This window comes from Rahnella sp. 1L-D-7-B-C2 (assembly GCF_057290995.1).
Genome location: NZ_JBXAVQ010000024.1, coordinates 44,945 through 57,014, shown reverse-complemented (window position 1 = coordinate 57,014; position 12,070 = coordinate 44,945). Strand labels below are relative to the sequence as shown.

At 50.6% G+C, this 12,070-nt stretch carries 7 protein-coding genes; 5 read left to right on the top strand and 2 right to left on the bottom strand.

From position 1 onward, the window contains the following. Window positions 1-346: 346 nt before the first annotated feature. The 4 genes from metA (at window position 347) to aceK (ending at window position 6,398) form a co-directional block, all read left to right on the top strand. Entirely contained in the window at window positions 347-1,276 is a 930-nt protein-coding gene (gene metA, locus AC0Z7K_RS22485; protein ID WP_485616026.1) for a homoserine O-succinyltransferase MetA, read from the top strand. 371 nt (window positions 1,277-1,647) lie between these two features. After that, window positions 1,648-3,246, top strand: a complete 1,599-nt coding sequence (aceB, locus tag AC0Z7K_RS22480; RefSeq protein ID WP_485616025.1) for a malate synthase A — start codon at window positions 1,648-1,650, stop codon at window positions 3,244-3,246. Window positions 3,247-3,287: 41 nt separating this feature from the next. After that, window positions 3,288-4,610 carry an isocitrate lyase gene (aceA, locus tag AC0Z7K_RS22475; protein ID WP_485616024.1) on the top strand — a complete coding sequence of 441 codons (1,323 nt, stop codon included), beginning with the start codon at window positions 3,288-3,290 and terminating at the stop codon, window positions 4,608-4,610. A gap of 51 nt (window positions 4,611-4,661) precedes the next feature. Then, window positions 4,662-6,398 carry a bifunctional isocitrate dehydrogenase kinase/phosphatase gene (gene aceK / locus AC0Z7K_RS22470; RefSeq protein ID WP_485616023.1) on the top strand — a complete coding sequence of 579 codons (1,737 nt, stop codon included), beginning with the start codon at window positions 4,662-4,664 and terminating at the stop codon, window positions 6,396-6,398. Between the two features lie 39 nt (window positions 6,399-6,437). On the opposite strand, the gene AC0Z7K_RS22465 is transcribed toward aceK, so the two are convergent. Both AC0Z7K_RS22465 and iclR read right to left on the bottom strand, forming a co-directional pair. Beyond that, a complete protein-coding gene (locus AC0Z7K_RS22465) occupies window positions 6,438-7,142 on the bottom strand; it encodes a hypothetical protein (RefSeq protein WP_485616022.1) in 705 nt (234 codons plus the stop codon). A gap of 115 nt (window positions 7,143-7,257) precedes the next feature. Beyond that, window positions 7,258-8,097, bottom strand: coding sequence for a glyoxylate bypass operon transcriptional repressor IclR (iclR, locus tag AC0Z7K_RS22460; protein WP_485616020.1), 840 nt, complete (start codon window positions 8,095-8,097; stop codon window positions 7,258-7,260). Between the two features lie 247 nt (window positions 8,098-8,344). On the opposite strand from iclR, the gene metH reads away from it, so the two are divergent. Then, the gene (gene metH, locus AC0Z7K_RS22455; RefSeq protein ID WP_485616018.1) at window positions 8,345-12,046 is read left to right on the top strand and encodes a methionine synthase; all 3,702 of its coding nucleotides are present in this window, start codon (window positions 8,345-8,347) and stop codon (window positions 12,044-12,046) included. Window positions 12,047-12,070: the final 24 nt, after the last annotated feature.

The window sequence follows — 12,070 nt, the reverse complement described above, 5'->3', positions numbered from 1 at the left end:
GGGGTCTCCCCATGCGAGAGTAGGGAACTGCCAGGCATCAAATAAGTGGAAAGCCCTGTACTGACGTACAGGGCTTTTTGCTGTCTGGAATTTGGGAAGTGAAGGGGAATAGGTGGTTCCGTTTACATATCAGAACGTTTTCTGCTCAAATCCACTGTTTATGAGCCACTGCTTTATCGCTTGATTCCCCTAATATATGTCTCTATATATCTAAAACGTCTAAATAAATAACTGAAGCTGAAACATTTTCACTTACTGCTTGCAGGCTCGACATTGCTGCTAAAGTTCGCTATCTTCGGCTATCTAGAAGTCTAAACGTATAAATGGATGCAGTGAGGAAGTTGCTATGCCGATTCGGGTTCCAGATGAGTTACCAGCCGTGAATTTCCTGCGCAATGAGAACGTCTTTGTAATGACATCGTCGCGCGCAAAAACTCAGGAAATCAGACCTTTGAAAGTGCTGGTACTTAACCTGATGCCAAAGAAAATTGAGACCGAAAATCAGTTTTTACGGCTGCTTTCCAACTCTCCTTTGCAAATTGATGTTCAGCTTCTGCGCATCGATAACCGCGAGTCAAAAAATACGCCAGCTGAGCATCTTGATAACTTCTACTGTGATTTCGAAGATATCCAGCATGACAACTATGACGGTCTGATTGTCACCGGAGCACCTCTCGGACTCGTCGATTTCTGCGATGTCGCCTACTGGCCTGAGATAGAGCGCGTTATCCACTGGGCAAAGGAGCACGTTACTTCGACGCTGTTTGTATGTTGGGCGGTTCAGGCGGCTTTAAATGTGTTATACGACATTCCCAAAATGACGCGCGAAACTAAGCTGTCAGGTGTTTATCCGCATCAGACACTGCAATCCATTGCATTGCTAACTCGCGGATTTGATGAAACTTTCCTGGCACCACACTCCCGCTATGCAGATTTCCCGGCGGAGGTCCTGCGTCAGTACACGGATCTGGATATTTTTGCTGAATCTGAAGAAGCGGGAGCTTATTTGTTTGCGACTAAAGATAAGCGAATGGCCTTCGTCACCGGGCATCCTGAATATGATGCAGGTACTCTGGCCGGTGAATATCTCCGAGATGTCGCAGCAGGGCTATCTCCAGACATGCCTTACAACTATTTTCCGCAAGATAATGCCGAGTTATCGCCAAAGGCGACCTGGCGTAGTCACGGCCATTTGCTCTTTACGAACTGGCTTAACTACTACGTCTATCAGATCACACCGTTTGATCTTCGCCAGATGAATCCAACCCTGGAATAACAGACTTAAAGATCCGGAAAACGATCACGCCTGATCGTCTGCCGGATTTACTTCTTCCCCGCGATCACCCTACTTTTCGGTACATCCCCTAACAGTTTTTTCTAGATTTCGAAATTCATTATCATTTCTGAATAATTATATTTCTCAGTATCTATTTGATTAAAATGAATATATTTCAAAACTAAAAATAAAATGGAAATCGTTTTTGATTTTATGTAATTCCTGATTACGCTTAAGTCTATCGGGTGATAAATAACCAGAAAGAAATCGTCATAGAGATTGGCTGACGAGACTGGTTTATTTCCTACCGTAATAGCATCTGTCCAGTGAGGCGGTCTGGCAGATTACGCAGATAAATCAGGAGAATAGCGATGTCAGAGCAAATTACCTGCAGTCAGCTTGGCTTTACACGCCAATTTGGTGAGCATGAACCCCTTATCCTGACGGAAGAAGCCGTCAATTTTTTGTCAGAACTGGTGGTGCATTTCACCCCGACGCGTAACCGACTGTTGGCAGACCGCATCGCTGTACAGCAGAAAATTGATCAAGGAGAATTTCCTGATTTTATTTCGGAAACAGATTCCATAAAAAAATCAGACTGGAAAATTCGTAATATTCCAACTGATTTGTTGGACCGTCGCGTTGAAATTACCGGACCGGTTGAGCGCAAAATGGTGATTAACGCGCTCAATGCCAATGTGAAAGTTTTTATGGCTGACTTTGAAGATTCGCTGGCTCCTGACTGGCAGAAGGTCATTGAAGGGCAAATCAATTTGCGGGATGCGGTAAATGGGACCATCAGCCACACCAATGAATCCGGTAAAATTTATCAGCTCAAGCCTGATCCTGCGGTGCTGATTTGCCGCGTTCGCGGTCTGCATCTCCCAGAGAAGCATGTGACATGGCAGGGCGAAGCGATCCCTGGTTCATTGTTCGATTTCGCTTTGTACTTTTTCCACAACTATCGCGCCTTGCTCGCTAAAGACAGCGGTCCCTATTTTTATTTGCCAAAAATGCAGTCTTATCATGAAGCTGACTGGTGGAGTCAGGTCTTCAGCTTTGCCGAGGACTACGCAGATTTACCGCGCGGCACAATCAAAGCGACCGTATTAATTGAGACGCTGCCCGCCGTTTTCCAGATGGACGAAATCCTGTACCACCTGCGAGATCACATTGTCGGACTTAACTGCGGTCGATGGGATTACATCTTCAGTTATATCAAAACGCTAAAAAATCATAGTGATCGCGTTTTACCCGATCGCCAGTCGGTCACCATGACCCAGCCTTTCCTTAGCGCCTACTCGCGGTTGCTGATCAAGACCTGCCACCGTCGCGGTGCCTTTGCTATGGGCGGCATGGCGGCATTTATCCCCAGCAAAGATGTCCAGCGTAATGAACTGGTGCTCAATAAAGTCAGAACCGATAAAGAGCTTGAGGCGAACAACGGACATGACGGCACGTGGATCGCGCATCCAGGGCTGGCCGACACGGTGCTGGAAGTCTTCGATAAAGCACTCGGATCGCGTACTAATCAGCTTGATGTCATGCGCGAAGAAGATGAGGAAATTACCGCTCAGCAGTTGCTTGAACCCTGCTCCGGCGAGCGTACCGAAGAGGGCATGCGCGCCAATATCCGTGTGGCGATTCAGTACATCGAAGCCTGGATTTCCGGCAACGGTTGCGTACCGATTTACGGGCTGATGGAAGACGCAGCAACTGCAGAAATCTCCCGTACCTCCATCTGGCAGTGGATCCGTCATGGCAAAACGCTCAGCGACGGCCAACTGGTGACCAAGCCCCTGTTCCGCCGGATGCTGAATGAAGAAATGCTGGTGATCCAGCAAGAACTGGGAGAACAACGTTTCAGCGCTGGCCGCTTCACGCAGGCTGCCGCTTTGATGGAAAAAATCACTACTCAGGATGAGCTTATCGACTTCCTGACACTGCCGGGCTATCAGCTGCTGGCCTGATCCTTCTTACCCTACCTATAAAAAAGACCGGAGCATTTGCCATGAAAATAACACGTACTCAGCAAATTCAGCAGCTTGAAGAAACCTGGAGCCAGCCACGCTGGAAAGGCATTACCCGTCCGTATACCGCCGCTGAAGTGATCAGTCTGCGCGGCTCCGTTAACCCTGAGTGCACGCTGGCACAGCATGGCGCATCCCGTTTGTGGCGGTTATTGCACGGTTCATCACGTAAAGGGTATGTGAACTGTCTCGGCGCGCTGACCGGCGGTCAGGCATTGCAGCAGGCGAAAGCCGGTATCGAAGCCATTTATCTCTCCGGCTGGCAGGTCGCTGCGGATGCCAATACTGCATCCAGCATGTATCCCGACCAGTCATTGTATCCGGTGAATTCCGTTCCGGAAGTCGTGGCACGCATTAATAATACCTTCCGCCGCGCCGATCAAATTCAGTGGTCGAATAACATTGAACCGGGGCAGCCGGGTTACACAGATTACTTTCTGCCGATTGTTGCTGATGCTGAAGCCGGGTTTGGCGGTGTATTGAATGCATTTGAGCTGATGAAATCCATGATCGAAGCGGGCGCAGCGGCGGTGCATTTCGAAGATCAACTTGCAGCGGTGAAAAAATGCGGGCACATGGGCGGCAAGGTGCTAGTACCGACTCAGGAGGCGGTGCAAAAGCTGGTTTCCGCACGTCTTGCGGCAGATGTGCTCGGCGTTCCGACGTTACTGGTCGCAAGAACAGATGCCGATGCGGCGGATTTACTGACATCCGATTGTGACCCCTATGACAGCCAGTTTATTACTGGCGAAAGGACGCACGAAGGTTTTTACCGCACTAACGCCGGAATCGAACAGGCCATCAGCCGCGGGCTGGCTTATGCCCCTTATGCTGATATCGTCTGGTGCGAAACCTCGACACCGGATCTGGCGCTTGCCCGGCGATTTGCGGACGCCATCCACGCAAAATCCCCAGGAAAACTGCTGGCGTACAACTGCTCACCCTCGTTTAACTGGAAGAAAAATCTCGACGATAAGACCATCGCCAGCTTCCAGGATCAGCTTGCCGCGATGGGCTACCAGTATCAGTTCATCACGCTGGCAGGTATCCACAGTATGTGGTTCAACATGTTCGATTTGGCCCATGCTTACGCGCAGGGCGAAGGCATGAAACATTACGTTGAAAAAGTGCAGGAACCGGAGTTTGCAGCCATCAGTCGCGGCTATACCTTTGCTTCTCATCAGCAGGAAGTGGGCACCGGCTATTTCGATAAGGTCACTAACATCATTCAGGGTGGGCACTCCTCGGTGACTGCTTTAACGGGTTCAACGGAAGAGCAGCAATTCTCGCCGACACATCACTGATTTTTATTCTGCCCGGCGAAAGTCGGGCATTTCTTCTTCAGGAGCCAGACGATGCGCATAGAGCTGTTGATTGCCCAGACGATTTTACAAGGGTTCGATGCGCAGTATGGCCGTTTTCTGGAAGTGACCGCCGGTGCTCAGCAGAGATTCGAGCAGGCAGACTGGCCCGCGGTACAGGCGGCGATGAAGCAACGGATCCATCTTTACGATCATCACGTCGGGCTGGTGGTCGCCCAGCTTAAATGCATCACTGGCCCTCATTTTTATGATGCGGCTTTTCTGATTCGGGTCAAAAATTGTTACTCAGAACTGCTGCCAGACTATCCACGGGCAGAAATTGCTGAAAGCTTCTTTAATTCAGTCTATTGCCGGATTTTCAAACACCGCGATCTGACCGCAGATAAACTCTATATTTTCAGTGGGCAGCCCGCTCATCCGCAGCGACACTGCCCGCGCCCGTTAGCGCGTAAATACCTGGTTCAGGGAAATCTGACGACCACGCTTGAAAAGGTGCTTGGCGATCTCCCAATGCGCTTACCCTGGGAAAACGCCCCGCGTGATGTCGAATATATCGCCACAGCGTTGCAACAACGTTTTTCTGCGGTACAACTCTCTGACGCTGTGATTGAGATAGCGATGGAGATTTTTTACCGCAACAAAGCCGCATGGGTCATTGGTAAAATCAGAGTCGGGCAGCAGGGTTTTCCGTTGTTGCTGCCTGTGCATCTGGGGCATAAAAGCATGTTGTTCGTCGATGCCTGTCTCACCGACAGCAACGACGCCAGTATTGTCTTCGGCTTTGCCCGATCGTATTTCATGGTGTATGCCCCTCAGCCCGGTGCGCTGGTGGAATGGTTGCGTGAGATTTTACCGGCCAAAACCACCGCCGAACTCTACAGCGCCATCGGCTGCCAGAAGCACGCAAAAACGGAGTGTTATCGTGAGCATTTACGTTTTATGGCGCAGACCGATGAATCTTTCATTGTGGCACCGGGTGTCAAAGGCATGGTGATGCTGGTGTTTACCCTGCCAGGCAGCGACCGTGTTTTTAAAGTGATAAAAGATCGTTTCGCGCCGCAAAAAGAGGTCACCGAAGCGCAGGTCATGGCGTGCTATCAGCTGGTCAAAGAACATGACCGTGTTGGACGTATGGCGGATACCCAGGAGTTTGAGCACTTTATTCTGCCGAAGAAAAATATCAGCCCGGAACTGATGGCGGAGTTACAGCGAGAGGTACCGGCAAAGATGGAGGATTTGGGAAACAGTATTGTTCTGCGGCATTTGTACATCGAACGACGTATGACCCCGCTGAATATCTATCTGGAGCAGGCCAGCGATCAGCAGCTGTATGACGTGATCGAAGAATACGGGAACGCAATAAAACAGCTGGCAGCCGCCAATATTTTTCCCGGCGATATGTTGTTCAAAAACTTTGGCGTGACCCGCCACGGCCGCGTAGTGTTTTATGATTACGATGAAATCTGTTATATGACTGAAGTGAATTTCCGTAATATTCCCTCACCGCGTTTTCCAGAAGACGAACTGGCCAGCGAACCCTGGTACAGCATCGCGCAGAACGATGTTTTCCCCGAAGAATTCCGACATTTTTTATGCAGCGATAAACGTATCAGGCAGATCTTTGAAGCTGTCCACGATGACCTGTTTCAGGCGGATTACTGGCGCGGTTTACAACAGCGTATTCGTGAAGGGCATGTGGAAGATGTGTTTGCCTACCGGCGTTGCCAGCGCTTTAAACCTAGCCCGGCTGGTGAATACGGATATCCCTGAACTTTGCATTTCAGGGATGTCTCATAAGTTATATTGTTATTAACTCGAAAAATCCGAGAGATGGCGTGAAATCACTGAACCTGACGGATTAACAACACTTAAATCATTAAAGATACATTCCTGGTAAAGATGTCCCGGAAGTAAGCGTTTAATATTCGCAGATAAATTGGTACTGCGTAATTGAGACGGTGGACGATAATGACCACTATTATTTGTCCACATCGTTAATCTTCCATTATTAAATGTCATATCACCCGCAAAAAGGACGGGTTTCCACATAGTGATGGAAGTGTGACCTTCTATTTCAACCCGCTTATCTGATAAAAACCCATAGAACGGATGGGAAATATGACCGTTTGTTCCTAGCCCCGGATCGCTCCCGCGACGCTCACTTTTATAGGGATGTATAGAGGCATTGCTGACGTGTCTTTCAACTTTGTGTTGATTACCTTCCATCATTCTATTGAGAATATCGTACGGCTGTCCGCAATAAATTGTTTCCGGTTCGCTTGCCAGTATAGCAAATAAGAAACGGCCATGAAGTCGTGGTCTGAATTTGGGAATATCATTAACTGGTTTGAAAAAATAATCAGTAGGTGAATTACACCCTAAAATGAAAAGTTGATTTTTTGTGGCAGGTGCTTGTAAAGACGTAGAATCAACAGGTATCGGGGTGACGGATGATGAAGAGATAAAAGGAGACCCTGAATGACCACGATTTTTCGAGCCGAATACACTTGGCATAAATATCCTTATAAATTACTACCTGGAAAAATTAAAGGTCTTGACTGACTATCAATGAGTTAAGCATAAGAGCATGACTTAACCCAAATTATTTCATGGTCACTTCATCTGAAAATCAGTGTCCACCACCATAAGCCTGCGTAATTTCTTTTGCTGCGTGGATCACCAGTGCACCCAGTTCGGTCACTCGGTCATCGGTGATGCGTGAGACCGGGCCTGAAATCGAAATCGCTGCATAGGCATCGTTATGCTCATCGTAAATGCAGGTCGCTACACAGCGCAGTCCCAGTGCGTGCTCCTCGTCATCAAAGGCATACCCGCGCTTGCGCGTTTCCGTCAGTTCTTGCTTCAGATTTACCGGCGAGGTTTTAGTCAGCGGCGTATAGCTATGCAACCCGATTTTATGCAGCAGTTTCACCAGCCGCTCTTCCGGCAATGTGGATAGAAACGCTTTCCCCGCGCCCGAGGCGTGCATCGGCAGTTTTCCTCCGATCGGCGCTGACATTCGCATTAGCGCATTACATTGCACCTGATCGATGATGATCGCCTGATAGTCACTGTGATCCAGCACCGCCAGATTCACGGTCTCGCCGGATTCTTCCATCAGGCGGCGGAGCATTGGATGCACCATCGCCAGCAAGTTACGGCTTTGCAGAAAGCTGCTGCCCACCACAAATGCATGCGAGCCAATTGTCCACAGACCTAAATCCCCGACCTGACGCACAAATCCCTGCTGCTGCATGGTGGTCAGCAAACGGTGCGTGGTGGAATTCGGTAAACCGGCCTGCTGAGCCAGATCGGTTAGCGCTACGCTGCCCTGTGCCTGGGCAATATATTCCAGCAATTTGAGGCCACGGGTCAGGGACTGGACCTGTCCGGTGGCGGCGCTGCCTGTTGCGGCTGCGGCTTTGGTTTTTTTAGCGCGTTTGGCCGGGGTCGATGCGGACGTTGCCATAAGCCTGTTCCTTGTAAGATGCGCCAAAGGTTGGCGAAGAAAAATCATTTTTGGAAGTAGTTTTCGTTTTTACAGTATGGATCGCAACCTGCCTTTGCGCTCATCCGATGTGTTGCATTGCATTTGCGGGATGTCTTCCCGAATTGAAAAAGTCTCACGTCGGCACGGCCTTTTGGTTCGGGAAGGTATGCTAGGATGTTGACCATAATTTCCGGTGCATGAGTGAACAATTTGCCCGGTGTGCGTGATGGGTGATGAGGTGAAAGTGACTAATCGAGTAGAAGCGCTACATAAGCAGCTGGCACAGCGCATAATGGTTCTGGACGGCGGCATGGGCACCATGATCCAAAGCTATCGTCTGGAAGAAGAGGATTACCGCGGCGAGCGTTTTGCCGACTGGGAAAGCGATCTTAAAGGCAATAACGATCTTCTGGTGTTAAGCAAACCGGAAGTGATCGTCGAGATCCATAACGGCTACCTGGCCGCTGGCGCAGATATCCTTGAAACCAACACTTTCAACTCCACCACTATCGCGATGGCTGACTACCGCATGGAGTCGTTGTCGTCTGAAATTAACTATGAAGCCGCCCGTCTGGCGCGTATCTGCGCAGACGAATGGACCGCCCGCACACCAGAGAAACCGCGTTACGTTGCGGGTGTTTTAGGGCCGACCAACCGCACCGCCTCGATCTCTCCGGATGTGAACGATCCGGCATTCCGTAACGTCTCTTTCGATCAACTGGTGGAAGCCTACCGCGAATCCACCCGTGCGCTGATCAAAGGTGGCGCTGATCTGATCATGATCGAAACCGTGTTTGACACGCTCAATGCCAAAGCCGCCACGTTTGCGGTAGAAACAGAATTTGAAGCATTGGGTATTGTGCTGCCGGTCATGGTCTCCGGCACAATCACCGATGCCTCCGGCCGTACCTTGTCAGGCCAGACGACTGAAGCCTTTTACAACTCCCTGCGTCACGTCAAACCGCTAACCTTCGGCCTGAACTGCGCACTGGGCCCGGATGAATTACGTGAATACGTCGCCGAATTATCCCGTATCGCGGAATGCTACGTTACGGCCCACCCGAACGCCGGGCTGCCGAATGCCTTCGGTGAGTACGATCTTGAAGCCAAAGAAATGGCCGAGCATATTGGCGAATGGGCGCGCTCGGGCTTCCTGAACATTGTCGGTGGTTGCTGTGGTACAACGCCCGCGCACATCGCGGCGATGGTCAAAGCCGTCGAAGGCGTGCCACCACGCGTCATACCGGACATTCCTGTCGCCTGTCGTCTGGCCGGGCTTGAACCGCTGACCATCGATCCGAAAACACTGTTCGTTAATGTGGGTGAGCGTACCAACGTCACTGGCTCAGCGCGCTTTAAACGTCTGATCAAAGAAGAGAAATATGCCGAAGCGCTGGCGGTTGCCCGCCAGCAGGTAGAAAGCGGTGCGCAAATCATCGATATCAACATGGATGAAGGGATGCTGGACGCCGAAGCGGCGATGGTGCGTTTCCTTAACCTGATTGCCGGTGAACCGGATATCGCCCGTGTACCAATCATGATCGATTCCTCCAAGTGGAACGTTATCGAGCAAGGGCTAAAGTGCATTCAGGGCAAGGGCATTGTTAACTCGATATCGATGAAAGAAGGTGAGGAGGCTTTCTTACACCATGCGCGTATTGTTCGTCGCTACGGTGCTGCCGTGGTGGTCATGGCGTTTGATGAAACCGGGCAGGCGGATACCCGCTCGCGCAAAATTGAAATTTGTCGCCGCGCCTATAAATTACTGACCGAAAAAGTGGGTTTCCCGCCGGAAGACATCATTTTCGATCCGAATATCTTTGCCGTCGCAACCGGTATCGAAGAACACAACAACTACGCGGTGGATTTTATCGAAGCCTGCGCTGACATCAAAGCGCAGCTGCCGCACGCCTTAATTTCCGGTGGTGTTTCCAATGTTTCGTTCTCCTTTCGCGGCAATGATCACGTCCGCGAAGCTATTCACGCCGTATTCCTCTATCACGCCATCCAAAACGGTATGGACATGGGGATCGTCAACGCCGGTCAGTTAGCGATTTATGATGATTTACCAGCCGAACTGCGCGATGCCGTGGAAGATGTGATTTTGAACCGTCGCGATGACGGTACGGAGCGGTTGCTCGATCTGGCGGAAAAATATCGCGGTAACAAAGATGACGGCGAAGCCAATAAACAACAGGCCGAATGGCGCGGCTGGGACGTCAAAAAACGTCTCGAATATTCCCTGATTAAAGGCATTACTGAGTTTATCGAACTGGATACCGAAGAGTGTCGTCAGCAGGCTGCCCGCCCGATTGAAGTGATCGAGGGACCATTGATGGACGGCATGAACGTGGTCGGGGACTTGTTTGGTGCCGGTAAGATGTTCCTGCCGCAGGTGGTAAAATCTGCGCGCGTAATGAAACAGGCGGTGGCTTACCTCGAGCCATACATCGAAGCCAGCAAAGAGAAAGGCAAAACCAACGGCAAAATCTTGCTGGCCACGGTGAAAGGCGATGTGCATGACATTGGCAAAAACATCGTTGGCGTGGTGCTGCAGTGTAATAACTACGAGATTATTGATCTCGGCGTAATGGTTGCTACTGACAAAATTCTGAAAACCGCCATTGAGGAAAAGGTTGATATCATTGGTCTTTCCGGGCTGATTACGCCTTCGCTGGATGAAATGGTGAACGTGGCAAAAGAGATGGAGCGCCGTGGTTTTACCATGCCGCTGCTGATTGGTGGGGCGACGACTTCCAAAGCGCACACCGCCGTGAAAATCGAGCAAAATTACAGCGGGCCAACGGTGTATGTGCAAAACGCCTCACGTTCGGTTGGCGTGGTGTCTGCGTTGTTGTCGGATGAACAGCGCGGTCCTTTTGTTGAGCGCACGCGCAAAGAGTACGACACCGTGCGTATTCAGCATGGCCGTAAAAAGCCGCGCACGCCGCCGGTCAGTCTGGAAGTCGCACGTGATAACGCTACAACGATTGACTGGGAAAGCTATACGCCGCCGGTTGCGCACCGTCTGGGTGTGCAGAAAGTGGAAGCCAGTATTGAAACGCTGCGTAATTATATCGACTGGACGCCGTTCTTCATGACCTGGTCGCTGGCGGGTAAATATCCCCGCATTCTGGAAGATGAAGTGGTCGGCGAAGAAGCCAGGCGCCTGTTCAAAGATGCCAACGATCTGCTGGATAAACTCTCGCTGGAGAAACTGCTCAATCCGCGTGGGGTCGTTGGTTTATTTCCGGCAAACCGCAAAGGCGATGATATTGAGATTTACAGCGATGAACGCCGTCAGGACGTGCTGGTAGTCAGCCATCATCTGCGTCAGCAGACGGAAAAAAATGATTTCGCCAACTACTGTCTGGCTGACTTTGTCGCCCCGAAATCCACTGGCAAAAAAGATTATATGGGCGCGTTTGCGGTCACCGGCGGGCTTGAGGAAGACGCGCTGGCCGAGGCGTACGACAAACAGCATGACGACTACAACAAAATCATGATCAAGGCGCTGGCAGACCGTCTGGCCGAAGCCTTTGCGGAATATCTGCACGAGAAAGTACGGAAAGTGTACTGGGGCTTCGCGGCCAATGAGAATCTCAGTAACGAAGAATTGATCCGCGAAAATTATCAGGGCATCCGCCCTGCGCCAGGCTATCCGGCTTGTCCTGAACATACAGAAAAGGGCCAGATCTGGAAATTATTGGATGTGGAAACCAACACCGGTATGCAACTGACGGAATCTTTCGCCATGTGGCCGGGTGCGGCGGTATCGGGCTGGTACTTCAGTCACCCGGACAGCAAATACTTCGCCGTGGCGCAGATCCAGCGCGATCAGGTGGAGGATTATGCGGTGCGTAAAAATATGCCGATCGCTGAAGTTGAGCGCTGGCTGGCGCCGAATCTGGGCTACGACGCCGACTGATCGTAAAAATGCCCGTTAATTAAC

Excerpts from the sequence above, each read along its gene's own strand:
- aceA (WP_485616024.1), top strand. The coding sequence starts at position 3,288 with ATGAAAATAACACGTACTCAGCAAATTCAGCAGCTTGAAGAAACCTGG.
- metA (WP_485616026.1), top strand. The coding sequence starts at position 347 with ATGCCGATTCGGGTTCCAGATGAGTTACCAGCCGTGAATTTCCTGCGC.
- aceB (WP_485616025.1), top strand. The coding sequence starts at position 1,648 with ATGTCAGAGCAAATTACCTGCAGTCAGCTTGGCTTTACACGCCAATTT.
- AC0Z7K_RS22465 (WP_485616022.1), bottom strand. The coding sequence starts at position 7,142 with ATGCCAAGTGTATTCGGCTCGAAAAATCGTGGTCATTCAGGGTCTCCT.
- iclR (WP_485616020.1), bottom strand. The coding sequence starts at position 8,097 with ATGGCAACGTCCGCATCGACCCCGGCCAAACGCGCTAAAAAAACCAAA.
- aceK (WP_485616023.1), top strand. The coding sequence starts at position 4,662 with ATGCGCATAGAGCTGTTGATTGCCCAGACGATTTTACAAGGGTTCGAT.
- metH (WP_485616018.1), top strand. The coding sequence starts at position 8,345 with ATGGGTGATGAGGTGAAAGTGACTAATCGAGTAGAAGCGCTACATAAG.